This window comes from Escherichia sp. HH41S (assembly GCF_009820115.1).
Classification (GTDB): domain Bacteria; phylum Pseudomonadota; class Gammaproteobacteria; order Enterobacterales; family Enterobacteriaceae; genus Escherichia; species Escherichia coli_F.
In genome coordinates, this window is record NZ_VNXE01000059.1 from 28342 (window position 1) to 54552 (window position 26211).

At 46.3% G+C, this 26211-nt stretch carries 23 protein-coding genes, 3 pseudogenes and 1 other annotated feature; of the genes and pseudogenes, 17 read left to right on the plus strand and 9 right to left on the minus strand.

Annotated features, from left to right (window positions below):
• The first annotated feature begins 419 nt into the window (after nt 1-419).
• From FQZ95_RS09690 to FQZ95_RS09710, 5 genes are all read left to right on the plus strand, one after another.
• Nucleotides 420-1220 carry a trhR gene (locus tag FQZ95_RS09690; protein WP_097311465.1) on the plus strand — a complete coding sequence of 267 codons (801 nt, stop codon included), beginning with the start codon at nt 420-422 and terminating at the stop codon, nt 1218-1220.
• A gap of 2 nt (nt 1221-1222) precedes the next feature.
• Nucleotides 1223-1735, plus strand: a complete 513-nt coding sequence (locus FQZ95_RS09695) for a hypothetical protein (RefSeq protein ID WP_072643675.1) — start codon at nt 1223-1225, stop codon at nt 1733-1735.
• Between the two features lie 614 nt (nt 1736-2349).
• The gene (locus FQZ95_RS09700) at nt 2350-3396 is read left to right on the plus strand and encodes a thioredoxin family protein (RefSeq protein WP_097311466.1); all 1047 of its coding nucleotides are present in this window, start codon (nt 2350-2352) and stop codon (nt 3394-3396) included.
• Nucleotides 3386-4801 carry an IncHI-type conjugal transfer protein TrhH gene (trhH, locus tag FQZ95_RS09705; RefSeq protein WP_097311467.1) on the plus strand — a complete coding sequence of 472 codons (1416 nt, stop codon included), beginning with the start codon at nt 3386-3388 and terminating at the stop codon, nt 4799-4801. The genes FQZ95_RS09700 and trhH overlap by 11 nt, the downstream gene beginning before the upstream one ends.
• 8 nt (nt 4802-4809) lie before the next feature.
• Nucleotides 4810-8799 (plus strand): conjugal transfer protein TraG N-terminal domain-containing protein, encoded by a 3990-nt coding sequence (locus FQZ95_RS09710; RefSeq protein ID WP_097311468.1) that lies wholly within the window; start codon nt 4810-4812, stop codon nt 8797-8799.
• Nucleotides 8800-9045: 246 nt separating this feature from the next.
• Here the strand turns inward: FQZ95_RS09710 and FQZ95_RS09715 are convergent, their stop codons facing one another.
• Nucleotides 9046-9612 carry an HAD domain-containing protein gene (locus tag FQZ95_RS09715; protein ID WP_106422232.1) on the minus strand — a complete coding sequence of 189 codons (567 nt, stop codon included), beginning with the start codon at nt 9610-9612 and terminating at the stop codon, nt 9046-9048.
• A gap of 92 nt (nt 9613-9704) precedes the next feature.
• On the minus strand, nt 9705-10220 hold the full coding sequence (locus tag FQZ95_RS09720) for a lytic transglycosylase domain-containing protein (RefSeq protein ID WP_097311469.1): 516 nt from the start codon (nt 10218-10220) through the stop codon (nt 9705-9707).
• Between the two features lie 148 nt (nt 10221-10368).
• On the opposite strand from FQZ95_RS09720, the gene FQZ95_RS09725 reads away from it, so the two are divergent.
• The 3 genes from FQZ95_RS09725 to FQZ95_RS09735 are packed head-to-tail and all read left to right on the plus strand — an operon-like array spanning nt 10369 to nt 11994.
• Nucleotides 10369-11118, plus strand: a complete 750-nt coding sequence (locus tag FQZ95_RS09725) for a thioredoxin fold domain-containing protein (RefSeq protein WP_097311470.1) — start codon at nt 10369-10371, stop codon at nt 11116-11118.
• 25 nt (nt 11119-11143) lie between these two features.
• Nucleotides 11144-11536, plus strand: a complete 393-nt coding sequence (locus tag FQZ95_RS09730; protein ID WP_097311471.1) for a hypothetical protein — start codon at nt 11144-11146, stop codon at nt 11534-11536.
• Between the two features lie 35 nt (nt 11537-11571).
• Nucleotides 11572-11994: a hypothetical protein gene (locus FQZ95_RS09735; protein WP_097311472.1), complete on the plus strand. Its 423-nt coding sequence runs from the start codon at nt 11572-11574 to the stop codon at nt 11992-11994.
• A 58-nt stretch (nt 11995-12052) separates the two neighbouring features.
• Here FQZ95_RS09735 and FQZ95_RS09740 read toward each other — a convergent pair whose 3' ends face one another.
• Nucleotides 12053-12664 (minus strand): hypothetical protein, encoded by a 612-nt coding sequence (locus FQZ95_RS09740; protein WP_097311473.1) that lies wholly within the window; start codon nt 12662-12664, stop codon nt 12053-12055.
• A gap of 105 nt (nt 12665-12769) precedes the next feature.
• On the opposite strand from FQZ95_RS09740, the gene FQZ95_RS09745 reads away from it, so the two are divergent.
• Complete coding sequence (locus FQZ95_RS09745) at nt 12770-13579, plus strand: DsbA family protein (RefSeq protein WP_097311474.1); 810 nt, start codon at nt 12770-12772, stop codon at nt 13577-13579.
• Between the two features lie 46 nt (nt 13580-13625).
• Here the strand turns inward: FQZ95_RS09745 and FQZ95_RS26370 are convergent, their stop codons facing one another.
• Nucleotides 13626-13697 (minus strand): DUF4113 domain-containing protein, encoded by a 72-nt coding sequence (locus FQZ95_RS26370; RefSeq protein ID WP_071528507.1) that lies wholly within the window; start codon nt 13695-13697, stop codon nt 13626-13628.
• A 445-nt stretch (nt 13698-14142) separates the two neighbouring features.
• On the opposite strand from FQZ95_RS26370, the gene FQZ95_RS09755 reads away from it, so the two are divergent.
• Nucleotides 14143-14364, plus strand: coding sequence for a hypothetical protein (locus FQZ95_RS09755; protein ID WP_097311475.1), 222 nt, complete (start codon nt 14143-14145; stop codon nt 14362-14364).
• A gap of 385 nt (nt 14365-14749) precedes the next feature.
• Nucleotides 14750-14887, plus strand: coding sequence for a hypothetical protein (locus FQZ95_RS09760; protein WP_157916976.1), 138 nt, complete (start codon nt 14750-14752; stop codon nt 14885-14887).
• A 462-nt stretch (nt 14888-15349) separates the two neighbouring features.
• Here FQZ95_RS09760 and FQZ95_RS09765 read toward each other — a convergent pair.
• Together FQZ95_RS09765 and FQZ95_RS09770 are read right to left on the minus strand one after the other, a co-directional pair.
• Nucleotides 15350-16283, minus strand: a pseudogene (locus tag FQZ95_RS09765) (hypothetical protein).
• A gap of 5 nt (nt 16284-16288) precedes the next feature.
• Entirely contained in the window at nt 16289-16804 is a 516-nt protein-coding gene (locus FQZ95_RS09770; protein ID WP_097311476.1) for a thermonuclease family protein, read from the minus strand.
• A 221-nt stretch (nt 16805-17025) separates the two neighbouring features.
• Here FQZ95_RS09770 and FQZ95_RS09775 point away from each other — a divergent pair, with 221 nt between their 5' ends.
• The 3 genes from FQZ95_RS09775 to FQZ95_RS09780 all read left to right on the plus strand — a co-directional run bounded on the left by FQZ95_RS09775 (nt 17026) and on the right by FQZ95_RS09780 (nt 20034).
• Complete coding sequence (locus FQZ95_RS09775) at nt 17026-18453, plus strand: DNA cytosine methyltransferase (RefSeq protein WP_097509748.1); 1428 nt, start codon at nt 17026-17028, stop codon at nt 18451-18453.
• Between the two features lie 130 nt (nt 18454-18583).
• Nucleotides 18584-18751 carry a hypothetical protein gene (locus tag FQZ95_RS26110; protein ID WP_097509747.1) on the plus strand — a complete coding sequence of 56 codons (168 nt, stop codon included), beginning with the start codon at nt 18584-18586 and terminating at the stop codon, nt 18749-18751.
• Nucleotides 18752-18774: 23 nt separating this feature from the next.
• The gene (locus tag FQZ95_RS09780; RefSeq protein WP_097311477.1) at nt 18775-20034 is read left to right on the plus strand and encodes a DUF1173 family protein; all 1260 of its coding nucleotides are present in this window, start codon (nt 18775-18777) and stop codon (nt 20032-20034) included.
• A 2-nt stretch (nt 20035-20036) separates the two neighbouring features.
• Here the strand turns inward: FQZ95_RS09780 and FQZ95_RS09785 are convergent.
• The 3 genes and pseudogenes from FQZ95_RS09785 to FQZ95_RS09795 form a co-directional block, all read right to left on the minus strand.
• Nucleotides 20037-20516: pseudogene (locus FQZ95_RS09785) on the minus strand (IS3 family transposase); the annotation flags it as partial.
• 83 nt (nt 20517-20599) lie between these two features.
• On the minus strand, nt 20600-22108 hold the full coding sequence (gene ltrA / locus FQZ95_RS09790) for a group II intron reverse transcriptase/maturase (RefSeq protein ID WP_001189123.1): 1509 nt from the start codon (nt 22106-22108) through the stop codon (nt 20600-20602).
• 672 nt (nt 22109-22780) lie between these two features.
• Nucleotides 22781-23520 (minus strand): annotated as a pseudogene (locus FQZ95_RS09795) (IS3 family transposase); the annotation flags it as partial.
• Nucleotides 23123-23239: a sequence feature (AL1L pseudoknot), on the minus strand. Its footprint overlaps the pseudogene before it by 117 nt.
• 60 nt (nt 23521-23580) lie before the next feature.
• On the opposite strand from FQZ95_RS09795, the gene FQZ95_RS09800 reads away from it, so the two are divergent.
• The 3 genes from FQZ95_RS09800 to FQZ95_RS09810 all read left to right on the plus strand — a co-directional run bounded on the left by FQZ95_RS09800 (nt 23581) and on the right by FQZ95_RS09810 (nt 26149).
• Nucleotides 23581-23892, plus strand: coding sequence for a hypothetical protein (locus FQZ95_RS09800; RefSeq protein ID WP_237427974.1), 312 nt, complete (start codon nt 23581-23583; stop codon nt 23890-23892).
• 659 nt (nt 23893-24551) lie between these two features.
• Complete coding sequence (locus tag FQZ95_RS09805) at nt 24552-25085, plus strand: hypothetical protein (protein ID WP_097311546.1); 534 nt, start codon at nt 24552-24554, stop codon at nt 25083-25085.
• 512 nt (nt 25086-25597) lie between these two features.
• Nucleotides 25598-26149 carry a YiiX/YebB-like N1pC/P60 family cysteine hydrolase gene (locus FQZ95_RS09810; protein ID WP_237427976.1) on the plus strand — a complete coding sequence of 184 codons (552 nt, stop codon included), beginning with the start codon at nt 25598-25600 and terminating at the stop codon, nt 26147-26149.
• Nucleotides 26150-26211: the final 62 nt, after the last annotated feature.

Consider the following 26211-nt stretch of genomic DNA (forward strand, 5'->3'; position numbering starts at 1 on the left):
ATGTCCTGTCTACATAGGGTCACTTTTCACAAAGAAGTGACCCTATGTCGAGGCTTCATAGGGCCACTTTTCAACAAAAAGTGACCCTATGTAATAGCCATTGTTAATCAATCGGAAAAATATTCATGCTAGCTCGCTCTTTTCGCTAAGGTTATTGCTGCTTTCTGCCGATAACAGTGCAAGTTTTGCGATTTTTTTAAGCGCTTCACAGTTCGTTAGCAAGCTCAGTTTTTTTTGATAAAATTCTGGTTAGTTTGTTTAAAAAGTGTTACAAGTAAGGCGAATGGTTGAATGGTTAGTTTTAAGACTCAAATCGGCAGTATTAAAATTCCAAAAGTAGCTTTTCATACTTCAAAAAACCAAACTTTAATTTCATGTAGAAGAGTTGTACTATTGTATTGACTCAAGGACAATCCGACATGTCAGAATCAGATAACATAACGCGTAACTTGCTCGGTAAACTATTACGTACCGAGGTTTCGATTATTCGTAGTTACCGTGCATTCCTAATGTTATTGCCTATCCATGGATCTTCTTCGTATCAATCAGGGTCTCCACTCTTGCAACGCCGTCTATTTGGAGACGGATTTGGGACAATGACTGATAATGCATTTGAAGTTGAAACTCGTCCTGGAAGTTTCCTCGTTCCACGTTCTTTAGGCAAAGAGATTTCCTGGGATACTTTTTTTATGGCTGTTGTCGATGGTGACACTAACGTTATTCGAGAATATGACAGTGACGATGCTGACTTCGGTATTTACAATGCTGGGGAAAAAGTTACTTTACTGTGTGGCCGGGAAGACTTTTATAATCCGACAAAAATTCAGCAGTTACGCTCTAAGTGTGTAGATATACAAAATGATTACTTTATTCAAATCTTCTTTATGTCAATGCTTGCACCTGAGTTTGTCAGCATATTTTTTGGATTAAAGCCTGCCACCGCAGATGCAATAAAAGATGTTGGCGTTTCATCACTTAAAGCAATTAACGATGTTGTTCTCTTTCCGCGAACAATTGCCTTTACGCCAGGACTGGGGGATGATAGCGCTACGTTAAAATCTAAAGTATTCGCCTGGGCATACGAATTATCTGCCGACATTCGTTTGGGTAAAGTTAGTGATGACTTAATGGAACTACTGCGTTACGACACTATGTTTACGTGTCACCGTCAGGATGTGTTTAACTCATTAGCAAATAAAGTGCTCTTGAAGGATTATTGAATATGGCTAAAGTCGATCAAACTAAAGCTAGCAGGTTATTGAGCGCTACAAAAACGATGTCACTTGGTGCAAATAAAAATTCAATCAGAATACTTTATGGCAATCATGTTGCAGAAAATATTGATTTCAGGTCCGAACCTCAACAACACGTTAAAAAAGGCATTCGTGGGTGGAGTCGTCGCGCGGATAACCGCAGAGCGTTTTCTGCTGTTATTGATGTCGCTGTAAACTATTTCGGTTTTGATCCTATTCATCCGGAATCCAGCTTTCGCAATATTGACTTTAACCGCATCATGAGCGTGCTGCATAACCTTGGTTATTTCGTATGCGCCCCTGAGGTAAATAAAATAATTGAAATTCTTACGTCAATGAAAGAAATTGAGGAGCTAGAAACTTGTGCGAAATGTAAGCGCCCTTACATTGTTCCATATACCAACGATACTCATTGCCCTCGGTGTAGATTGTCGTCAACGGCATCTGCAATAGTACGGTATTCCCAGGAGGAGTTAGATTAGTTATTACTTTATGTGAGTGGTTTTAAGCAGAGATCAAAAATCTAAAGACGGTTTCGTCTTTATCTATAAAATTTTTGACTTGCGTACCTTTCCACATGTACTACATGTTGCTGTTTATTTTCAGATAGCTTCCGTTCTCACGCATATCAAGCATATTGTGTTAAATATAACTACCAAGCGTAGTTGTTCTTTGTTTACTCTATCCTTCTTGCCTTCATTTTATGTAAGCATTACTAACATAATTTCTCAATCTTTAATTCAATACTGACTATGATAAGACGATGTTTTGTGGTGAGACTGCTCAACCATTACTTCTCGCTAGTAATCAATTATATAAAATCCCCTACGTGGTAATAAGCAAGTTGGGGGGGGCATTCTTAATCTGTGATTTATTGTCTGAATGATATTGCGGATTCACAGTTCTGTACTCTTAAATATTTTTATCCACTTCTCTCTTAGAGATAAAGTTTTACCGGGACACGGTATTAACTGCCGTTTAGTGGGGGTTTGTAGTCACATTTCTTGTTTTTTAACTCATGAAATCTACACCGTTATCGAACTCTTGGTGTTTTTTTTTATGCCATCATACCCCTATTCCATGAGGAGATCGGTGAATGACTCGATTAACGTTAATACCTTCAAAGATGTTAGTGCTGATGTCTTTGTTTATAACTGGGGTCCATGCAAATGAAGACCAGTCCCTTATCAAAGACACCCCCTTCGTGTCAGGACAGGCTTTTAAGAAAGGCTTTTTCTGGTATGACGACCCGGCCCGGAAAACTGAAGAAGAAATTATGGAGACCACGCCTCCACTTTCATCTTCACCTCAGTCAGTACAAGAAGAAAAGATTGAGCTTAATTCAAAGTGGCTAAAGGACAATATGCCCCGGCTTTTGACTCAGGCAATGGATAATCCGACCCCTGAAAATTTATCACGGTTTTATACAGCGCAACGTTTAATGTTGGACATCGGTACGCGTTTTTCGGATAAGTCGAAGGATTATTTTCTTAAAAACTCAATGATGTCTGAAAAACGCAGACAGCCGGTTGAGAAGGTAGCCCTTGATGCACACCGTACAGTGGTGGAAAAAAACCAGCAAACGGTAATGAAAGATATTTTCACTAAATCAGGTCTCTTTTTCTTTTTCCAGAGTACCTGTCAGTTCTGCCACGAAGAAAGTCAAATTCTCCAGTTTATGCAGAATTACTATTCTGTCGAAATTCTTCCTGTCAGCATGGATGGCAGACCTTTACAAAATGGGTTGTTCCAGGATTTCTCTGTACCTAATGCGCAGATTATTGATCAATTTAAAATTCGCGAAGTGCCAACTATTTTCCTTGTGTCGAAAGACGGGTCATCAGCGCAACGAATTAGCGAAGGTATGATTACTGCTGAGGAGCTCAAAAATACCATTATTTTGGCTGCAAAGGGCATGAACCTGATTGATGATGCCTCATTCCAGTCCACGTTAGATGTTAAGCGTCAATATACCATCGGCGAAGATGGCGTAATTACTGTAAATAAATCAGAAATGGACTCCGACCCGTTCTTATTGCAACGAATAATGGATCAGAAGTTGGAAGGGTACGATATGCCTACGGCGGACCCGGTGAACTACCTGAATGCGGGTGGCAGTTTAGGAGGCCCATATGTACGCTAACTTCAAAGCTTGTGCAAAAAAGTTACTTTTGTCGTTAGCCGTTTGCACTGCGATAATTTCACAAAATGCCGGTGCCGATAACGCCATGCGTAATATTTTCAATGGCATGATGACGACAACCAGCCCAGCCAGTTTTGAAACGGCCACTCGTACCGGTGTGGTTGGTGGCTCCTTTTCCTACCGCACCACAAACGTGAACACCAATTTAGTGTCCATGTCTTTCCCTAAAGCTTCCGTCGGTTGTAACGGCATCGATGTTTTCCTCGGTTCCTTCAGTATGATTAACGGAGATCAGTTGGTGCAGGTTGCCCGTGGTATCGCGCAGGGGGCCGCAATCTATGCATTTAATGTCGCGGTATCGGCAATCTGTGCTGACTGTGCTGCGACGATTAACGACATCCAGAATAAATTGCAGGCGTTGAATAAATTTGCCAAAGATTCCTGCAACGCTACTTATTCGTTTCTTTCCGAAACTAATGGACCTCCCAGCCAGTTTGCGAATGCAGTCAGTTCCGGTCCTGCTTCAGTGCTTGGATCTCTTAATGGATTGTTGTCTGATTTTGGTTCGTCAATGACCAAGGCGCCAGAAACCGTGAGTGCCCAGGTAAAAGCAAAAGATCCTGAAGGGTTCGCTGAAAAATTCAGTGGAAACCTTTTTTATATGTCATTTATGGACATCGATAAAGGTTCTATGAATATCGGTGGTGTGACAGAGTTATCTGGCTACAAACTCGCAGAGCAGCTGATGTCACTGGTTGGTACGGTAATTATCAACTGGGATGCTAAAGGTGAAAAAGCTGGGATGGAAGTTCGCCCGTCGACGATGACGGTATCGGATTTCATCATGGGTCCACCGGCTGGTGGTTCCATAAAAATGCTCAAGTGTTCGCCTGCACCCGATCCAGCTTCAGCGAGAAAGTCGCAATGTCTGGTTATGTCTGAGGTGACGGATGGTGGTTTCAAAGGTCTGAAGGATACGATCTCAGACCTCCTTATGCAGGTTCAGACAAAGGCAATCAGCGATGTCAGGATCTCTGATGATGAATTACGCATTATTTCTTATATCGGCATTCCAACAATTCTTGATTCTCTTCAGACGTTTGATGTCCCTGAAGGCTATGCCTATATCCAGGATATCAGTGCAATAGCGGCCACCAGCCTCGTCATTAACATGCTTCGGCAAGTTGAAGCAAAGATCAGCGCTATGAATATCCCCAGCGAATCTCTTTCCGGACGGCGGCAGGATCTGACTCGGTTATCTGAAAATCTGAGCAAGCAGGTAAAGGCTGCTTATGAGCTCACCCGTAGCCAGGTAGGCAACAGCTCTGATGTCATTACCGCATGGGATGATCGCCGATTAAAGAGAAAAGCGTTCATGGAAAGTCTTCGTGGCACAGGTAACTGAGGTCTGATATGGATTACAACATCTATACAGTAGGTGATATTGAGTTTGTGTGGTCCGCCCTGAACGGGATTGCCCTGATTTTCTCGCAATATACCGGCGTAAAAGCATTTCTCACGACGGCAGCGGTGCTGGCTGGCGCAAGCCTGTTTTATAAAACGTGGCTCTGGCTGTTGAACCCGACAAAAGCAGAAGTGCCGATATTGTCATGGATTCTTGGGCTGATTCTTTTTTCGATGGCAATAGTTCGTGTGGATGTGACGATTGAATCGGTTAAGTCTGGGGAAGTGAGAAATGTCGATGGCATTCCTGTTTTTATCGCGGCGATGGGAACTGTAACCACGAACCTTAGCCAAGGTTTACTCAAAGACTACAAAACGGCATTTGATCCGCTGGCGCCGATCGACTTTTCCGCAACGACGCTTGATGATGATATTACTCTTGGCCCGATGATTCGCTTCGTTAAATTCTTACGATGGGGCGGTGACAGTCAGGGGTATTGCTCTGCGTTTCCTGAACCAGTCAGTGGGTTAGGTGCGATGAACGTGTGCGCGACAGTGCAATCACTGGCCTATAACTGCCTCAAGGGAACACAAAACTCAAGTTCGAAAATCGCCGGGAAAGAAACTATTTTTAACGATATTTTCTCTGCAAATATCGCGGATAGCATGGATCGCATTAATCAGGCGATGAAAGGTTCGCTGAAGAATGCCTCTGCCAACATCGTGGGAGTGAATAGTTCAAAATCAGGTACTTGTGAAGAGGTCTGGTCGACCGTTAAGCAGGTAACGAGCACCCAAGAGGCTCGGCAGACAATTGCATTGATTGGACAAACAAACGGTATTCTCTCCCCTGAAGAGGCGGGCGGTGCCGCTTCCGGATCGAGCTTCACGGATGTAATGGCGTCGGCGAACGGCATGTACGGCAAGGCCATTGGTGCTTATGACGCAACGCTTAGTTTGTTTATCATGAATGAGCTCCGTAATGGTGCCAGTAAATACAAAACCCCACTCGGTCTGGCCTCGGATATGCAGCTGTTTGAGGCATCATTAAAGCGTACCAATACCATGGCATCTCAGGGGCAGCTCTGGCTGCAATTATCCGGTGCGGCAATTGCGTTTCTTGAGATGTTTGCGTACATGGTTGCTCCGTTTGCATTACTCATGCTGTTGGCACTCGGCGGAAATGGTGTTGCCGCAGCGGCAAAATATCTTCAGCTGATTCTCTTCGTTAATATGTGGCCGATTACTGCTGTGATGGTTAATGCCTACGTGAAGAAGGTGGCGACAGCGGATCTTGATACGTGGAACACACTGAATAGCCAGAGTAACGCGGTGACTTGGATGGGGTTACCAGGACTTGCCGAAACATACAGTTCTTATTTATCAGTGGCATCCGCGCTCTATGCTCTTATCCCAGTCCTGACGCTGTTCCTGATGACGCAATCCATTCATCCAATGATGAACGCGATGAAAGGAGTCACGCCACCCGCACCTGTTGACTCCAGCCACCTCACGCCGAAAGTGTGGGATGCCCCAAACAGCGGAAAATCATCGTTTGGGGATGTGAATCGAACCGCGCTGACAAGCACCGGCCAGGGGTTCAGCGGTGGCGGTAACATGGACTCCAGTAACTTCCGACTCGGTTCGTGGAATGCAGGTTCAAGTATCGCGGCAAGTCAGGGGCAAGGGGCGGTAATGACCTCATCAGTAATGAGCGCAGCAAGTAATTCATTCCAGCAGGGCTTTAGCCAGATGAGTGAAATTGGCCAGTCGGGACAATCAGGCCAGCAATTTACCTCCAATCTGCAAAACTTAAAATCAGTTACAGATCAGGCCGCTTCAAACATCGTGAATAGCCTGGGCTCGAAGAACGGAATGAATTCACAGCAATTAACTAATGTGGTGTCAAATCTTCTCTTCAATGGAAGTTTGGGACTTGGTGGCGAGGGCAAACTTGGAAAAGGGGAAGGCGGGGGCCTCGCTCAGAAAATGATGGATGCACTAGGAGTGAAAATATCGGGCCAACTTAGTTCAGCGGTATCAAAAATGAATTCTGGGAGTGAAAGCATGGTAACTGATTTGAGTAAAGCTATTACGACTCAGTTGTCTGAAAACTCAGCACTGACTGAACAAATGAGCAAAGCGGCCTCTCTGGTAAACAGTGATCAGTTTGCACAGACCAATACCTTCAAAGACGCTGCATCAAAAATGAACCAAGCCACACAGACAATGGCCGAAAACCTGTCCACGTCACTTTCAACGAACGCCAGCGCCAATACTGGCATAACACTTGACTCAAGACAGGCTGTTAACCTGGACAGATTTTCCGATTCTATACGTAATAAAAACTTCAGCGATGATGATGTGCGCAAGTTTGCACGGAAAAATGGTCTTGATGAGAATGCGTTTATGGAGAAGTTCAATTCCTACAATGACACATTTAAGGCCAGTACTCAGTTGGGGTCACAACTCCAGCGAACAGATGCGCTGGTGGCAACGACTCGTGACTTTAGTGAACAAAAAATTGCGATCGATACTTCCCGAGGGGAAACGGCTGAGAGCAATAAGCAGGATCTGCGTGAGACTTCCAGCCTGCTTAAAGGGCTGGTTGCTGATTTCGGTGGAAACGCTCAACAGATTCTGCCGATTACCAATCAGCTTGACCGAATCACTGGTGATGCATCGGGAATTAATACGATTGCACAGGCGCAGGAGCGCACCCCAGAACATGTAAATACGTCCGGCGTAATGAGTGCCGATCGGGTTGCTGCCGTGGGGCATGATCTGGATGCTCAGGCGAAAACTGGGTTGGAACTGAACCAGCAGAATGCTAATCAGCATGTTGGCGGACAAACAGAGTCGGGGGTTACGCCGTACAATGTGGACAAGGTCAGTAAAGCAGACATTCAGGATATTCATAAAGGCAATGTAGCTAACTCCTATAGCGAAGAGAACCAGCATGTGCTCTCGACCTTGGATAAGAATACCCCTATTTTGACAAATGAATCTGTGGGAAGAGTTCAGGGTGGTTCACAGGACGTTAACAACGCCACAAAAACCTTTGACCAGATTCAGACTGCTACCGGCGGCAAGCATGCGACTTCGGGCATGGGATCAGCCAGCGAAAAACTGAATTATCTGTACGGAGGTAGTCAGATTCGGGGGATATCAAACAACCTCCCGGACTATTTTAACAGGGTTGCATTTGACGCTAGTAAAACTCAGGATGACAAACGTGCTGATCTAGCCGCACAAGCCGTGTTTACCTATGGCGCAAGTACAATGGCAACCGGCGCTGAGAAAGAACAACTGAAAGCGGATACTCAAAGCATTCTCACCGAATTGGGTCATTACAACGTTCGCTGGGGGATGGACGATGTCAAGAGTATTCATGAAGGTTTCGACATGCACAACAAGGCTTCAGGCTCTCTTGATTCAGCAGTAAGGGCGAACCTTGGAGAAGGTGGTTCTGGCGGCGGGAGCTATGGTCAACGAACGCAAACCACGATGGATAGCCTTGTTGGTAATAAAATTGAGTCCAATACAGAACGTAGTGTTATTGGCAGCACGCTTATATCGGGGCAGGAGAGTATTGCCAAAGGGCTTGATGTTATCGGAGCTAAACCCGTAAACGATATGCTCTCAGGTATTGGTATTCTGAATACCCCGGCGTCTATGGCAAACGATGCATCGAATCCGGAAAATATGCCGAGCTCGTTATTGGGTAAGATTGGTAACCACCTGCAAATGTCCGATGGTGTTAGCGCGGTGACCAGCCGTTATAAGGATATGGGAAGTGATGGTATCAAGACGTATGAGGGGGCATCACAAAACTCAGAGCGTGCGATTCGTCAGCAACTGACCGATGATCCACACTTCGGCCCGGATAAAGCAGATGCGTTTGTTAACTTTATGAAGTCAGACCTGAACAATACAAACGAACCGTATCAGTCTAGAATAGAGAGGGCTGAAAACTGGCTGAATGAAAATAAGAAGTAGAAGTGAATAGTAACTGATAAAAAAACCGTGTTATTTTTGAACACGGTTTTTTTATTCCTGCACCAGAGGAAATTAAATATCTACGTTGGTGCTGTTCAGAGCAAAGTCAGCACGCAAACCTGAATATAGGGAAAACGTACGTGAATGCCTGAATGAAAATTGATGGAAAAGCTACTTTTGTGTTCAACTGATGCATTGGTATCTGGCCGAGGGCGTATCAGGGGGGGCTTTTGTCGGAAGAGGGTTTTAATAAATGCGAGTCATAATGAGGTTATATCGTGCTATCAGATCCACTATGTCCTTTTCATTAACCCCCGTGTAATAATCTGTAGGGAACAGATGCGGGTATCCTGATGGAAACAAGGTTAGATCGTCATCAAGGCAAATAAAGGCATTTACCTGGTATCTGGTGGCGAAATATTCGCATTCAGCTGCACGGACTCCTATATTCCCTGAGGGGAGAGACAGGGATGGTGTTGCGCCAATTACCCTGTCCCTGTAGGGCGAGCGGAAAAGTGACTTTAGGTAGCTGATACTGGCGCACTCTCTCCATGAGCTTGATATAACGATGAACATTGATGGACAAGCATCAAGTAACCTCTCAATCAAATACATCTGCTCGAAAGATTCGTTCTGACATTTATGGATTACACCGTCAAAATCCAGAAAAAGAACAATATGGATTGATGGCAGAGGCATCCATAAGCCAGCTGTTGATTCATCTTGAAACAAGATTCCTTCCACGCTTTGTTTAGCGAGCTTCTTAGGGGAACAACGTAAATTGTACAGGAATTCGTATATTGATTGGAGCATACTTAATCTCTTCACTGGGCTGTTTCACTAGTTCAGAAATGCATTGTTTACGACCACGTTAAAAACTAATAAAAATGAGAGCAGAACGTATTTTACTCAGGAAGATATTTTGCAATATGACCGTTGTACTGTGTCTTCGGTTGTGTCCACTGATATAATTCGTTCATACCATTCCGACGCTGAATCCGGCGATTGTATTTAACCATGAAGTTGAAGATATACTTTGCCCGAACCTTAGGTGTTTTGCTATTGTAGTCACCAATCCCTTCAAATACGTTACCCTTTCGAGCAACAATTTTACGATAAAGCCACCAGGTGCCTACCCAAAAGCTTGCACATGCGTCATAAGCCAGCACCCGCCAGGTAACCGAAGGAAAATGAGTGCTTATTTCAGGCAGATTTGACGAGTTGATCTGCATTGGGCCAATATCATAAGTGCCATTTTTATTTCGGCTAAACGTTCCCACTTTTCCTCCTTCATTATCAAAAAGCGTAAAGACCAGCTCTGCATCAATCCCGAAAAAGCGTGAGGCATCGGTAATGCACTGCGTGTAGATTTCAACAGGAACGGGAATTGGTTTCACATCATCTGCTGGTGGTATGAACACGAGATAATCTCCACTGGAATTACATGCAGGATATTCTCCCACATCGCAGGCTAAATATTTTTTGCTATAGGGGGGGGATTTTGTCCCTTAAGCGAATTTGGCAGATTTTTTCGCATGATAGTATTAACACTCCATTAAAGGAGCTGAAATGAATAAGACTATAAAGGCATCATTCTTTTTACTGGCATTCAGTACGGCCTTTAGCATGAATGCCCAGACAGTAAATACTGACGTGCTTCCAGATGCAGCGCTGAAGAAATTAAACGAAGTTGGCCTGTCCATCGAGCATATTGAGCCATCACCGGTAAAAGATATTTATACTGTCATTTCAAGAGAGGGCGTGAGTTACGTCAGCAAAGACGGCGATTACATTTTCACCGGGAGCTTGTTTCATGTGAACGGCAAAGATGTGGAGAATACAACGGAGCAGGCGGTACTGAAAGGTGTCAGGGAGTTCGCTGCTAAAACAAAATCCATCGAATATAAGTCGCCAAATGAAAAATATCGACTAGCGGTGTTTACAGATATTACCTGCGGTTTTTGTCAGAAACTGCATCAAGATCTGCAATCCTATCTCGATGCCGGGATCTCAATCAAATTCCTCGCCTTTCCGCGTGCAGGTCTGAACTCCGTTGGTGCGGGGAATATGGCAAAAATCTGGTGTGCGGCCAAACCTAATGATGCCCTGGATGCCGCAATGAGCCCGACATCGACTATTCCGGAAGGACGGCCTGACGAGTCCTGCCTCGATATCATCAAATCTCATTTCCAAGTGGCTTCAACTATCCCGCTTCAGGGTACGCCAACCATGGTAACGCTGTCGGGTAAACCTCAGCTGTTCACCGGCTGGATGAGCCCGGAAAATCTGGTGACCCGCATGGGCACCGCACAAAAGTGACTTTTCACGACTGCAAGAGGTGTTTATGAAATCTGCATTACTGACAACGTTAATGCTCGTGGCGGTTGGCTCTCACCCCGTCTTTGCTGCCCAATGCCAGTTCGGGTCCTGCAACGCTGACACTGCGGCCAGCATTGAGCTGCTGGTATCTGAGATTCAAACGAATAAAGACGAGGTTTTAAAAAAAATTAATGATGCATCATCCCCCAGCGACGCCATGGCTAAACAGGTAGAATCGTATCTGAATAATGGCAGGCTAAAGGTGAACACCGACAGCACACGGAAAGGTCCGGGCAACGAAATCGTGAAGCCGACTGATGAGCTGGCACCGGTAAGGCAGCTGAAAGCCATTCGCCCCGAGCTGGTACAAAACCCCATAACCCTGCCCGTCGTCGCGTTTTATGAACGTCTGGCCTGAGAGTGTCTTATATCCGGGATGTGGGGGGGGATAAAATGTCGCTCTGGCTCAGCATTGTCACCCGAGCAACGGGATTACCGGATAAGCGGTATTTAAATGATCCGGTGATCTTCCGTTATTACCAACAAAAGATCCACACGGCTCCTTTCGCTCTGATTGGATGGACTCTCTGTTTTCTGACAACCATCGGTGTGTCGCTGGGACTGGAGCTCTCCAACCAGTTGTTACTTATCGTTCTGATGATTCTTTTTTTACTGATGGTGGTGCTCCAGAGTCGGTACCAGTTCATGCATCCGGAGAGATGCATCAGCACCAGATTTTACCAGGCGGTGCTGGACGATGAGTCCGTGTCAGATATTCAGAAAGCGCAGTTTGAGTATCTGTTCGTATCCAAATTGAGCGCACTAACAATCGGCGATCTTTACCGGCTCTATGATTTCAACAGAGGAGGTCGGTAAAGGTGTGGCATGGAGGTGAGAAAAGTCACTTTGCAGTTGGGAGTAGCGGTGCTGGTCATCAGTTCCAGGGAACCGATGCGACGTAGTTTCCGGAGCGTAGCGGGGCGTCCAGTTTCCCGGTCAAAGCGTCGATCATTGCGGAATAAGCAATGCTGTCCGATGGAATTGGCGCATTGCTCTGAATACTGACTTTTAGCACCTGCTGTGCCTCTTTTCCCGCTGGGTAGACTTCCACATCAAGGCGGCGCCAGTAATGCTTTTGTGATACCGTCTCAGATCCCACGATCCCACTGACGGGCTTATAGTCATAGTCCGTCTGAGTCTGCCCGTGTTTAACTTTCCTCGTTATTTTCTTCTCGACGACATATCCGGTTACGCCCGTCACTGGCTGTTCACTGTATTGCAGATTTTCCTGGGTCTTGCTGTAACTGAATCTGAGAATATAGTCGGGAACATGGCTGGAAATATTAAACCCTATACCCGTTAACCCATTCGAAAACCGGGCTGCAAACATCCGCGACTGTATACTGTCATCCGGCGCTACAATTTCAAATTTCTTGTCGCCTACCGGCCTGGACATTAAATCGTAAGCATCAACGTCATTTCCGAAATGATAGCCGCACCCACATAAGAACGTTGTGGCGGTAAGTAATAAAAAATGCCGTAACATTCTAATTTCTCCAAAAAGGTTCTTTAACGAATAATTCCGATGTGTTGTGACAGTATAATCGAACGTAGATTGATAACTAACAAGTTAAAATGCGTAAAGGTGGCTATGACTAAATTAAATTATTTAAAACCCGTGGTGTCTGTTTTAATTTCTGCGGTGATTGCAGCGGCTGGCTCTGTATATATCACGTCGAAATATTTTAAAACTGAGCTCCCCGGTAACGATGAAATAGGAAGAGTCGCGGCTACCTATCTGGTAAAAAATCCCCAGTATCTGCTTGAAGCGGGTAAGGCGCTTGAGAACCAGAACACTAACGCCTCCCTTGAGCGGATCATCCCTTACGCCCCGGCTCTCTTCGAGACCAAAGAGACACCTAACATTGGACCTGATAATGCTGCCGTCGCCGTCGTCGAGTTTTTCGACTACCAGTGCCATTTCTGTATGAAGGTAGCGCCGGTCGTTGAATCCGTGTTGAGCCAGAGCAGCGATGTTAAATTCTTCTTTAAAGAATTTCCAATCTTCGCTGGTTCGAAACCCGTTTCTGCGATGGGGGCGGCAACTGGCCTGCATGTTTATCAGACATTCGGCGCTGAAGCGTATCGTAAGTACCACAACAACCTGATGACCAGTGCGTATGTATTCTTCAATAACCAGCGTGAGTTTACACTCAGTGATTTAGACATGGTTGTGAACAAATCCGGGTTCAACAGCTCATTCGGCGACCGTGAGAAAGGACGCTATGAGAATGTCATCTCCGGAAACATGCAGTTGGGTGAAGCTCTCGGGATCAACGGAACGCCAGGGTTCATTATCATGAACATGCAAAAACCCGACGCTGCAACGACATCATTCATCCCGGGCGCTGTTGACGAGGCCACCCTGAAATATGCAATCCAGAAGGCTCGTGGTGGCTAAAGTTACTTTTGTTTCCGGAAATTATCGGTTAACAGCGACATGGATGTCAGGTTTTTATGAAAAGTAGCACGTTCCAGCGACTAGTATATCGTGGAGACAGCCTGGACTGATTCATCATGGAATCCTGCTGATCCCTTCGATAACCAGAAACAGTTCTTTGTTAAACCTGTCCATCACTTTCATCAGTGTTTCGCTGATGCGCCTGGTGGGCTGCTCATCAAACAGCGATGGCAGGTCTGATGCATCGGTTATTGAAGAGGGTATCTACGATCCATTTCAACCCGATTGCATTTCGTAATATCCGCACATCACTTTCATAAAACTCGCAGGCGTGATGATCCCGTAAGCGGATAGCTGGTCACTGATTTTTGCACAATGCGTGTAAACGAATATGCATAGTTTTGGTTATCGAAACACAGGACCGCTGGTGGATGACCACACATCAGAGATGCTTCTGCTAAGAAGGGCCTACCACGAAAAACTCGGAAAATGTGTTGCAATGATAGTTGTTTATGTTAAAAAGACGGCCTGCACTTAAGTTAAATTCGTTGTCTGGTACTGTAATGCCCAAAAAAAACCTGTATTCGGAAGAAGTATTGTTTGCCAAAAAGCAGCTAAATCAGCTCTCTACAATCAAAAATAAAGTTTCACAGCTGACGAGGCAATGGGAGGGGGCAATTGGTACCAACCCACCTGACTATTCTGACTTGGTTGATGATGTAGAAAAAATAGAGCGTCAAATTTATGAGCAAATAGGTGCTTGGAAAAAAACTCCAGCAATATAGGATTGAGTGGAATTTCATTCTGATAAGCTAATAATATTAAATACGGGGTTATGTATAATTTCTTTGTATGGTTATAAAGGTATACAGAACATAGCCTTCTAACAATTTAAAGTTGCTCGTAAATTAGTTTTAACTACCAATAATCACGTGCATCAGTATAGGTTTAGAGCATGAAGAATAGCCGGATTGCTCTATAACCTATGCCATTATTAAAGTAGATAAAGATATCAGTAAGTATACCATGCAAAAATTTGGTTGGAATTTAGAGGATTTTAATCATTCAACACCTGTATCTTTTACTGTCTTCGTTTGCTACGGGAGTAAATGACATGAGTACGATCAAAGTTGTTGATGTTGATCTCACCAAATCTCACTGCGGGAGGATATGCAGGTATTAAATGAACGAATTATCAGTCTGGATAACGAAATTGCAGCAGTGTCATCACAACAAATCGCGCAACGTCATTTATTAACAATATCGGGTATAGGTCGTCGATTTGAAGCGTTTATCAGCAAAGTGTGATGTCACACAGTTATATAGTTGGAGAGAATCATAGGTGTGGTGTGGACCGGGTTCACGTCAGTATAGTTAGGGCATAAAACAGCGTCAGTCTTCTGTGACCAAAATGGCAACGAGAGTTTGAGAACTCTCATTATTGATTGAAGTGGCACACTGAATTTGGCCACCTGAACAGAGGTGATATGCTCACCTCAGAACAACATGAAGAGAATGTACTCTGTACCTAATGCAAGAAACGAGAGGGAGATCAGAAATCCTAACGTATTGATTTATCAGTTAGTGGGAGTGTCTTATGAACTTATTTACCACAGTAGTTGATTTAACATAAGATAGATTACACGCCCTTATAAATCAATGAGTTACATTTTGATGTGGTTCATTATACGCACTAGGTCATGGCTTGCGATGAGTACAACTTGGCTCCGGTTGATGTGGCCAGCATGTTCATTCAACGCCTCTTTTGTATTAATCCTGCATTGTGTAGGAATTGAGGAACAGACGTCGAGGGTTCTGACGAACAAAGTCTCTGACGGCCAAGGTGCATGCTTTTAGGATTATATCAAAGTGCGGGTGCGTCTCAGATACCAAATCTCCGGTGTTATCCAGGAGTAATATGACCCCAAGCGATTTTACTAGCTGGTACTCACCAAGTGAGCGCTTTACCGAAGTCTGTAGCAGGTAGATTGTTTCCCCGGACACATTACCGTCTATACCAATAACGGATGCCGTACAGTTAACCTGGGGCACTGGTTTCTGAGCCGACGAGTAACAATCGTACCAGTAATCGGCTTTCACAGTTTCTTTCTTCGGTTGCAGGTTTTTTACGGGCCATTTCACCCAGACGGAAGACATATTCTCTGAAACCAGTGAATGCCATAATGCCGCAAGGGGGTCCTCAAATTCACCCCGGTGACCATATCGCATCAAATTCAGCTTGAAAAATGATTGGGTCTATTACAGCAATAAAATCGAACTCGTCTTTATTTATTCTTTGTGCTCGCTCAGCCATAAAGAAAAGACCAAGCCTGAATCCCTTATCACTTCGCCAAGTGGCACCTGCTGGCTGATAGTGCTTATTTATAAATGGTTGAAGTTGCTTGTCTTTATGCAGAAAGATAAATGACGGGGCCAGTATTTTATTCGCGTTCTTGATCGGGTTAACATAGAGGCGCTCACCTGAGCTGAGTAGTTCAATAATCGCCTTTGAAATGACAACATCTACAGATGGGATGCAGGCATTACCGCCCTCCTCCATTTGATGTACTAAACCACCATCCGGGCCTGTAATAACGTCTCGCATACACGTTGGGCAGCGCTGCGTCTGCCCGGGTGACATTGGCCACAAAAGACGTCCATCATCATTAAGCGCAATTTTCAGTAAAGGATGTTGGGTTGTCATTGCGGTTACCTCCTGTCTTTCGTCTTTTGAGGTTTCTGGTTTTGCTGGCGCCATTCCCATGGGGCAACGGGATTAGGATCAACCCAGAGGCCTTTAACGGCTTTCTGAGCTGAAGCTTCAAATTTCAGATAGGTTGGAACGATGGCATTACCATCAAACCGGTATACCCATGCATAGCCGCTGTCTACCATCGAAGCGTTTATGTCATATCCATCAAGCCAAATGGTCCCCAACATCCTGCCGTAAATATCGGGTCCGTGGTCTACAACCGTAATATTCTGTGAAGAAATCGCGGAGCTCAGCGCTTGTTTCGCCTTTTGTCCGAAGGCCTGCTTACTTTCGGGGGCATCAATGCCGTACAAACGGATTTTGAAGCTTGTATTCTGTTCATCGAGCGCGGTAATAGTGTCCCCATCGATAATTTTTACCACTTTCGCTTCAAATGACGGTTGGCCAGCCAGAGATATAGCCGGGAAAAGGACGACTAATGTCGGCAAAAGTAACTTTTTCAACAGACTCATACGTTCTCCCTGAATTAGTCGGTTAGTAGTAATTAATATGTCGCGTGATTTATCGGTCTTAGTGTATCAATTAGAAATCCGTCTATTATTCGGTAAGGCAGAAATTTGTATGAATAAAATAATTACTTCAGAAAATGAGAATTAGGGGCTTTAGCAAATAAAATAATTTTTTTCTCGTGGTAGTCTGAAGCTCTAATTTATCCACATTTTCCGGAGTCAGGGTGAAAAACGAGAGAGCTGAACCTGCAATAGTGGTGTTGCCTAATGATGAGTCACAGGCCACTATCCATAAATTACTCGTTCAAGTTGCCAGCGTATATGACGTGAAAGATCTGGTTGAGAGACTTAATGAGGCAACCGGCAGTGATTGGTCAAGGGCATCCCTTATTCGCCAGATCAAAGGCACTGTTAATGAATGCCGACTTAACCAGGAAGAATATTGCTATCTACGATCGTTGCTCCCCTCACGCCCCGCCGACTACGACCAGAAATATTTCAGATTTATAGATCTGTTTGCCGGTATAGGTGGCCTTCGCAGTGGTTTTGACGCGATCGGCGGGAAATGTGTGTTCACCAGCGAATGGAATCAGTTCTCGCGACGGACATACAGTGCAAACTGGTACTGCGATGAGTCGGAACACCAATTCAACTACGATATCCGGGACATTACACTTAGCAATCTACCCGATATATCGGAAGACCAGGCCTATGCTTCTATCAATGCTTCCATCCCTGACCATGATGTATTGCTCGCCGGTTTCCCATGCCAGCCGTTCAGTATTGCCGGTGTCAGCAAAAAGAACTCATTGGGCAGAAAACACGGCTTTGAATGTGACACCCAGGGGACACTTTTTTTTGATGTTGCCCGGATCATTCGAGCCAAACAGCCAGCAATTTTCGTTCTGGAGAACGTAAAAAATCTGAAGAGCCACGATAAGGGCAATACATTCCGGGTCATCATGAATGCGCTTGATGAACTCGGATACGATGTCGCCGACTGCGATGCTCACGGTCCAAAGGACCCTAAAATAATTGATGGTCAGAACTTCCGGCCACAGCACCGGGAACGTATCGTGCTGGTTGGTTTCCGGCGTGATCTGAAGCTCCGACACGGGTTTTCGTTAAGTGATATATCAGCTCTTTATCCTGCTCGACGACCGAGCCTTGGGGAATTGCTGGACGCTGAAGTTGATAGCCGATATACCCTTTCACCTAAACTCTGGGAATACCTCTATAACTACGCTAAAAAGCATCAGGCAAAAGGAAATGGATTTGGCTATGGGATGGTCAATCCGCTCGATAAATCAGCTACGTGCAGGACGCTTAGCGCACGGTATTATCGTGACGGGTCTGAAATTTTGTTAGACCGGGGATGGGATATGAGCATAGGAGAAAAAGACTTTAATGATCCTGTAAACATGGCCAGTCGCCCACGCCGTTTAACCCCGAGAGAATGTGCCCGTCTCATGGGGTTCGAACAACCGGGAAAAGTTACTTTTCGCATTCCTGTCTCTGATACTCAGGCCTACCGGCAATTTGGCAATTCGGTAATAGTCGACGTGTTTGCGGCCGTCGCCACTTTACTGCGTAGTCGAATTGAACTTGCTGTTGCTGCTCGTCTCAGGAGCGAATTTGAAGTGACATCTTAATATTTTTTTGTGCGATTTATCGCGCTAACGGAATGGTTTAATTCACAAATATTTATGATTATCACGCAGACTATCCCTGAGCAGGAATACTAGGGTCTGCTTCAGTCAACGCTATCGACAGGAGGTAACGATGACTTATTTTGATTCAGCCGAAGAGCTCATTATTTCAAAACAGAGAGCTCTGGAAGAACTAAAAAAACATGGCATAGCAGCCAGCGAAATCAAAGTGTTTTTTTTCGAGATGGGTGTGAGAAAAGAGTACAACGCGCAGGATGTATTGAGATGGCTGGGTTATTAGTCTTTTAAATTTCAGGAGGTCCCATGGGCCAGAAGTTTGCAGTAATTTTTGCTAACGATGACGAACCAAACGCGAAACGGTACTCGGCAGAATTTCAAACTCAAGACGAGTATGTTAAGGGATGGCAGTCGGCCCTGAAGAAGGCACACCACACGTCTGGGCAGAAATACGTGATCACCTGCGGATGCCGGGGTAAAGGTGCAAAGCGGCTCTACGTCAGAGCGCTACCAAACAGCGATACCTTCATCCTGATTAAGGCTGCAAATACCGGCACCGAGCATGAACCATCGTGTGTGTTTTTCGACCTTGATGCCAGGCATACGGGGTTAAAGGGTTATGCCAGCAATGTTGTGCGTATCAACAATGAAGGAACCATGTCAATCCGCCTCGGAATAGGCATGACGGAGAAAGATCCGCCTGAAAAGTCCGAGGTCCCTCCCCCGCCGCAAATCCTGCGACCTGAGGGTGGACAAGCTTCAATGACCCTTTCCGGACTTCTGAGTCTGTTGTGGACTGAAGCTGGTCTCAATGTCTGGTATCCGAATATGGCCGGGAAACGGAATGATTCACTGGTTCGTTACCGTCTGATGGAAGCGGCGAAGCTGATTAAATCGGGTAGAGCCTGTCTTGGTGACCATATATTTATCGGAGTGGCAGACCCTAAGAGCAAAGTAGCGAGTGAGCAGGTTGAGGTTTTGTCGTCTGCGGAACTGAGTGACAAGCGATTGTTATTGTTATCAATACTGCCGCGTTATGACCCGGAAAAGCATGAAAAAGTACTGAAGTTTCTACCAATGCGTAACTTTGGCGGCTTACCTCTTACCTTCTTTAACTCCGAAGGGCACTGGGATAGCGTGGAACGGAGATTCCCACAGGAGTATGCTGCATGGAAGTCTGGGGGGAAAGTTGTTGTTTTTGCCCTTACCTCTCCCGTTTCGGTGACAAACAGAGGGCTCTCTGGGCGAGCTCATCAGATAGTGCTTATGCAGGTGAGCGATAATTGGATACCTCTCGACTCCTCATATGAAGCGATTGTATCCAGTAAGCTGGATGCTGAAGGCCGACACTATGTTAAGCCTATGCGATATGATGCCAGTGTCAGCGATGTTTTCCCTGATTTTTATTTATTGGATACACGAAGTGATAAGCCGTTTCCGATGGAGGTTTTCGGGATGGCAACACCAGCCTATCTTGCGCGAAAGGAACTCAAGAAGGCATATTACAACCGTGAATATGGGCCATATGAACCGCCCCGGGTTTCCTGGAGAGTGTTTTATCTGTGAACTCAGGCTGCCAGATCATCGTTTCCGATGGAAGCATAATAAGCTTTTTCTGCTTCTGCCGGAGGAGTATGGCCCAGCCTTCCCAGCAATCGTCGATTGTTATACCAGTCCACCCACGTTAGTGTGGCCAGTTCCACTTCTGCACGGTTTTTCCAGCTCTTACGGTGTATTACCTCCGCTTTGTAAAGACCATTGATGCTCTCAGCCATCGCGTTGTCATACGAGTCGCCTGTACTCCCTGTTGATGCCAGTAATCCGGCTTCTTTTAGTCGCTCCGTATAGGCCAGTGACACATACTGAGAGCCTTTATCGCTGTGATGGATGGTGCCAGACGGACGACGGGCCCACAACGCCTGCTCCAGCGCATCCAGCACGAATGTCGTTTCCATAGACGATGAGACCCGCCACCCCACGATGTATCCGGCAAACACATCAATGATAAACGCCACATAGACGAAGCCCTGCCATGTGCTGAGTAGAGTAAGAGGCAGGGCGTAGTCGGACTATTTCCCTGCCTCTCCTCCCCGAACCGGACGTGCACCTTTCAGCGCATCCGGCTCTCCATTTAAATGCTGGCGAACGCCATTGCCACTTCTGTAAAGCGCGATGTATACGTGTTTCTGGTCTCCGTCCTCAGATAGGGATTACCTTCGGGTAGCCGCCAGCGGAACAGCTTCTTGCCTTGCCCCACCAACCGGTACAGTATTTCGCCGCTGAGCTTGCCGTGATTGGTTTTACCAAATAAAACCCACGTTTTGCTCTGACCCGGTTTCGGTGATTTACACCACCACCTCATCAGGGAAGCGATACCTGTACGGTATTTGCGGGCCAGCCAGTGAGCCAGCTTCCAGAACACGACACGGTCGATATAACTGAAGACTTTGGCCTTAAAATCAACGAACTGATAGAACATGGCCCAGCCTTTCAGTTTTCGGTTGAGTTGTTCAGCCATATCGACTTTGCTTTCACTGTAGTTGCCTGATAACAGTGCTGTCAGCGATGCGGCGAAGTTTCTGGCTTTCTCCTGCGGGATCGTTGAGACCACTCGCATCTCGCCATAACGACTGCGTTTGCGAATGATCCTGTGCCCCAGAAAGATAAAGCCGTCATTAACATGGGTGATTTTAGTCTTATCCATGTTCAGCCTGAGTTTCAGACTGCCTTCGAGCACACCCCGACACTCCTCCCTGATGGCTTCCGCCTGTGCTTTGGTGCCTTTGACGATGAGGACAAAATCATCGGCATAGCGGCAGTACGCCACCGCGGGTTTCCACTGCCAGTTTTCTCTGACCGCCGTACTTCGGCCCCGTTGGATACTGTTATTCCAGTACCACCGATCTTTTCTGGCTTTCCCGCTCAGGTAGCGCTCATGCAGGTATTGATCGAACTCATTCAGCATGATGTTCGATAATAGCGGCGATATAACACCGCCCTGTGGCACACCTTCACTGGCCGCCCGAAAGAGACCGACATCGATATGTCCCGCCTTGATGGTTTTCCACAGCAGAGTCATGAAACGTGCGTCACTGATCCTGCGGCGTACAGCCTTCATCAGCAGTCGATGATGTACGGTGTCGAAGTAACTGGACAGGTCGCCTTCAATCACCCAGCGTCCCCGGGTTTCACCACAGTCTGTGAGCTGTAATTTCACCGTGCGGATAGCGTGGTGGACACTGCGCTCAGGCCGGAAGCCATATGAGAGCGTATGAAAATCACTCTCCCATATCGGCTCCATCGCCATCAGCATGGCCCGCTGAACAATACGATCCCGCAACGCGGGGATACCCAGTGGTCGCAGTTTGCCGTTGCTTTTAGGGATGTAAACCCGTCTGGCGGGCAAGGGCTGGTAGTGGCCTGAGAGTAATTCATCCCTGAGGATTTGCAGCTCAACAGCTAGTCTGGCCTGTAGCATTGTTTTGTTCACGCCATCAACGCCGGGGGTATGGGCCCCCTTTGATGAAAGCGTGATCCGCGCCGCTTCAGCCAGCCATTCTGGTTGTGTTATCAGACGCAGCAGCCGTTGAATCCGTAGGGACGGATCGGTGACTGCCCATGTGGCAAGCTTGCGTTGCATTTCGCTGATTATCAAAGGTCTTCACCTCGTTAGGTCAGTTAATTCACGTCGCAAACACATTCAAACTGCTTCCCTTCGCCATGTAATGGGCTTTCCCCATCGCGGACTACTACGGAAGCTCCGCCAGCCAGCGCGTCATCGGAGCCATGCCCCCTTAACATCCGTCGCTGACCTTCCCCGGTTTACCTGCCTGGACTCAGGCATACTGAGGAGGCTGCCCGTCGCACTCTTTATCCTTGCTTGCCGCAAGTTGGCAGAAGTCAGCAACGCAAGCGTGATAGACGCTGCTGCCCCGGTGTTTCGCATACATGTCAAAACACCTTCGACCGGCAGTGCTTACGTATCACTGCCAGTTCCTCCTGCACGGCCTGTCAGATCACGTAGGCCGTGGTGACGTTTTCAACCCACAGAGGCGGATTAACGGGTTCATGTTCTTCAGCCTTTCAGTACTTAACCTTGAGGATCATCTCGGCTTAGTGATCTCGCCTCAATCCCCGTTGTCAGCGGGTTACATCACCCTGCGGGCATGCCGCAGGTCACTGCCGCTCAGGTTCTCCACCGTCACACCCGGTGGGATTGTTGGGTTTCTCATCGTGAGTTACCGGTTCAATATTCCAGACAGACTCGCGGTTCATTTAAGCATCCATGCCCGCCCTGAACTCCGGGCACACCGTAAGTAAAATCAGCCACCCACAGCTGGTCAGGTCGTTCTGCCACGAACTGACGGTTTACGCGGTCGCCTGCGGCAACGGCTTTCCGGCTGATGGTCGTACGGACCTTTTTACCCCGGAAAACACCGGCAAGTCCCATAACCGCCATGAGACGTGCCACTGTACATCTGGCCACCCTGATTCCTTCCCGTAACAACTGACGCCAGACTTTACGCACACCGTACACCTGATGATTTTCATCGTATACGCGCTGTATCTCTCTCTTCAGCCAGTCGTCGTGCTGCGCACGGGCACTGCGTTTATCCGGATGATGTCGCTGTTGCTGACAATGGTAATACGTTGACGGGGCAATATGCAGTTCGCTGCATACCGGTCCGACCCCGTACTGCTCACGCAGCTTATCCAGCAGTGGCATCATTTTTTCCAGAGGCGGTCGAACTCCGCCTTCGCAAAATAAGCGGAAGCCTGGCGAAGGATATCGTTACTGCGGCGCAGTTCACGATTTTCACGTTCCAGCTCTTTCAGACGCTGACGTTCCGCGCTGGTGAGCCCACCATCACCGCCCCCGGTATCCCGCTCATGCTGGCGAACCCAGACACGCAGAGTCTCCGGCGTACAGCCAATCTTTGGGGCAATGGAACAAATTGCCGCCCACTGTGAGTCATATTCATCCTGACTTTCCAGAACCATACGAATCGCCCGCTGACGGACTTCGGGGGAAAAACGAGTATTTTTAGTCATCCTGTTTACCTCTTTCTCAGGGAGTTTAGTCTCCAGGATTTCCGGGGCGGTTCAATATGGATGGTGGCACTGGGACGCTACGGAGAAGACAGATTACCGGGAGCTTCCACCGTTCCCGGAAGCGAAAAGATACAATCCATCCAAAACCTAACCTTTGATGGGGTTAAAATGGCGTACATACTTTCGATGAGTGAGCAGGTAAAACAGAAAGCGTTATTGGCGGTGGTGCTCGATGACTACGATTTTGGTGCTATTTCTCAACAGCAAGCATTTGGCGGAATCGCTAGCTTGATTGATGCCATGGAGATTAGTGACACGGGAAGAATCAAACAAATTATCTCGGAAGGACGTAAACTTCTCCGAATGGGATGAAATTTTGCACTGCCAGAAATTTAAGGACATCATAATTTCCTGGTTGCAGCGGTTATGAGGGCTTGCTCAGACCCAACAGGCAGTTTATGCAGCCATAACTCATTCAAATTTTACAGTCCGTTTTGAGCGAAGGGCGGACGTTCATAATTGAGTCGCAATGGATGTTGCTAAAAAAACAGTGTGTCAATCATCTGGGAACAGATAAAAAGCCCTAAAAATGCCAGCTAGTGTAACTGAAGAGCAAGTTGCTCAGCGTCCACACTCTTAAGCCCCCTATGCCCCTTAAGCTCTTAAAGACAGCTTATTGTTATAGGAAGTGACCGCTATAGATAACAATTACTTGAAAGGGTGAGCTAATGGGGTTAAAGCTCTGAGTATTCATGCAGTTATAGATTGAGCAAAATTTTGAGTGCCAGCCAATTGAATTGCTAAATGGCTGGGTAGTCAGCGCGTAAAGCAGCAATTGTCCCTTCCTGCTCACCAGTGATTCGGGTCGTTGGCCTACAGTTTTAACTGGGAAGCCGGGAGCTCAGCCGAACAACGTAACGATGTGAATTGGGTACTGCGATTGGACTCTGGTACTGCCTGCTGGATGTCCCCTTTCAACAGGACGGAGTAAACTCGTTGATCGCTCACATACAGAGCAGGCGTTTTGATAGATGGTTAATTTGGAGAGGGTAAGAATGATTCCAGCATGCAGATCTGATGACAACGATTTTGAGTCGATTAAAGGTAAGTTTATTGGATGTGGTCATGCACGGTGTGTTTTTGAGGTCACAGGGTGTGATGATTTAGTACTTAAAGAGGCTAAGCCGGATAAGTATAGCCATAACGAAAATGAAGCAAGATTTTACTTCATGAGCGTCATTGATAATTTATTTAATGTACTCGGCTGCATTGCTGAGGTCAAAAGTATCAGTCGCACAGGCAAGTTTTTAATCATGGAAAAATTGAACACGGATCTGGACACCGCATTAAAATCTGATGCTAAAGTACCTGTTGAGGTCGATGATAAGCATTCTAAAAACTACGGTATGACCAGCGACAGAAAAGTTATTAAGTGTATTGATTATGGCAGTGTGAATTTTGCAAATGGGGTCTCGGGCAAGGTAAAAGACGTTCCCTTCCAATCGAAAGAAAGCGTTGATGAAATGGCAAAGTTCAAATTAACTGACAATGATCTTGGTTTCTAAATTCAATGCTAATCACAACATTGCCATAATATAAACTCTCTCTTAATTATTGTTAGTTTATAAAGGATACAGTGGTACGATAGGTCATAAACGGAACCTGTCATCTGCTTCCCTTTGACTAATCCGAACTGACACTAGTAATTTCTGCTTCTGGCACTGAGCAACCTTTATCACCCGGCATCCACATGCCGCATGCCATCGTCAGGCTGAAAGACTGGCTGTCGAAGAACGCAGTTTCTTCCAGTTGTAATCTGGGATCCGAAAACGCCCAGAACCCGAGCTCTTGCGGTCTGTTACTGGAAGGTTTTACATTCCTCCATTGAAATTGGATATGAAAGGTGAATTTGAAACGGCCCAGCGATATGCCTCTGTCCGAGGCCTCCCGCCGGGCGGCCTGGCAACTGTCAGTATAGATCGTAACGGGAAATCAGTATCAAGGGAGACCATTGTTAAATTCGAGTTCCGGCAGCCCGGACAGATCAAAAACACAAATACAACATGGAGATTAAAAGATGGGAAAATTTACAAGCTTGAATGATTATGCTGGCCCGTATTTCATACTGCGTCATGACAGTCTCCGTCCCGGAGATATTATTCTGGAGCGGGGGTATGAAATGCACTCAGATATAATCTGCCAGCAGACCGGCAGCCACTACTCTCATGCAATGATATATGTTGGCGGGACGATTATTGAAGCCACAAGGGACGGAGGCGTATTCAGTCGTATTCCAAACCGATCGGCGGTAAGGGCCATATCTGATTTCAAAGTCCTTAGGCTGGCCAAAGATCCGGGACAAGAAATAACAACAATTGTGTGCAATCAGGCCCGTTACCTTGTGGGCAGCCAGTATTCAGTTGCTGAAGCCATTTTAGTGAAAGGCCCTGAATTTACGAGGCAATTCCGTGAAAACAGCAGAAAACAGTTTTGTTCACGCTTAGTGGCGCAATGCTTTAAAAATGCAGGCATAAATCTTGTCAGTGATGCGAATTTCTGCTCGCCGGCTGATCTTGAACGGTGCGGGCTTCTGGTGACAGTCCCTGATATGGTCGTAAGCGTAAACTGACCGCCGTATGTAGCCATCAGACGAGAATTGGTAACTTAGACGCCCATCTGATATAGACGGAC

Coding starts and splice junctions, on each gene's coding strand:
- FQZ95_RS09745 (WP_097311474.1), top strand. CDS start 12,770: ATGACTAAATTAAATTATTTAAAACCCGTGGTGTCTGTTTTAATTTCT.
- FQZ95_RS09690 (WP_097311465.1), top strand. CDS start 420: ATGTCAGAATCAGATAACATAACGCGTAACTTGCTCGGTAAACTATTA.
- FQZ95_RS09780 (WP_097311477.1), top strand. CDS start 18,775: ATGGGCCAGAAGTTTGCAGTAATTTTTGCTAACGATGACGAACCAAAC.
- FQZ95_RS09755 (WP_097311475.1), top strand. CDS start 14,143: ATGCCCAAAAAAAACCTGTATTCGGAAGAAGTATTGTTTGCCAAAAAG.
- FQZ95_RS09735 (WP_097311472.1), top strand. CDS start 11,572: ATGTCGCTCTGGCTCAGCATTGTCACCCGAGCAACGGGATTACCGGAT.
- FQZ95_RS09800 (WP_237427974.1), top strand. CDS start 23,581: ATGGTGGCACTGGGACGCTACGGAGAAGACAGATTACCGGGAGCTTCC.
- FQZ95_RS09730 (WP_097311471.1), top strand. CDS start 11,144: ATGAAATCTGCATTACTGACAACGTTAATGCTCGTGGCGGTTGGCTCT.
- FQZ95_RS09710 (WP_097311468.1), top strand. CDS start 4,810: ATGGATTACAACATCTATACAGTAGGTGATATTGAGTTTGTGTGGTCC.
- FQZ95_RS09695 (WP_072643675.1), top strand. CDS start 1,223: ATGGCTAAAGTCGATCAAACTAAAGCTAGCAGGTTATTGAGCGCTACA.
- FQZ95_RS09810 (WP_237427976.1), top strand. CDS start 25,598: ATGGGAAAATTTACAAGCTTGAATGATTATGCTGGCCCGTATTTCATA.
- FQZ95_RS09760 (WP_157916976.1), top strand. CDS start 14,750: ATGCAGGTATTAAATGAACGAATTATCAGTCTGGATAACGAAATTGCA.
- FQZ95_RS26110 (WP_097509747.1), top strand. CDS start 18,584: ATGACTTATTTTGATTCAGCCGAAGAGCTCATTATTTCAAAACAGAGA.
- FQZ95_RS09715 (WP_106422232.1), bottom strand. CDS start 9,612: ATGCTCCAATCAATATACGAATTCCTGTACAATTTACGTTGTTCCCCT.
- FQZ95_RS09805 (WP_097311546.1), top strand. CDS start 24,552: ATGGTTAATTTGGAGAGGGTAAGAATGATTCCAGCATGCAGATCTGAT.
- FQZ95_RS09700 (WP_097311466.1), top strand. CDS start 2,350: ATGACTCGATTAACGTTAATACCTTCAAAGATGTTAGTGCTGATGTCT.
- FQZ95_RS09770 (WP_097311476.1), bottom strand. CDS start 16,804: ATGAGTCTGTTGAAAAAGTTACTTTTGCCGACATTAGTCGTCCTTTTC.
- ltrA (WP_001189123.1), bottom strand. CDS start 22,108: ATGCAACGCAAGCTTGCCACATGGGCAGTCACCGATCCGTCCCTACGG.
- FQZ95_RS09725 (WP_097311470.1), top strand. CDS start 10,369: ATGAATAAGACTATAAAGGCATCATTCTTTTTACTGGCATTCAGTACG.
- trhH (WP_097311467.1), top strand. CDS start 3,386: ATGTACGCTAACTTCAAAGCTTGTGCAAAAAAGTTACTTTTGTCGTTA.
- FQZ95_RS09740 (WP_097311473.1), bottom strand. CDS start 12,664: ATGTTACGGCATTTTTTATTACTTACCGCCACAACGTTCTTATGTGGG.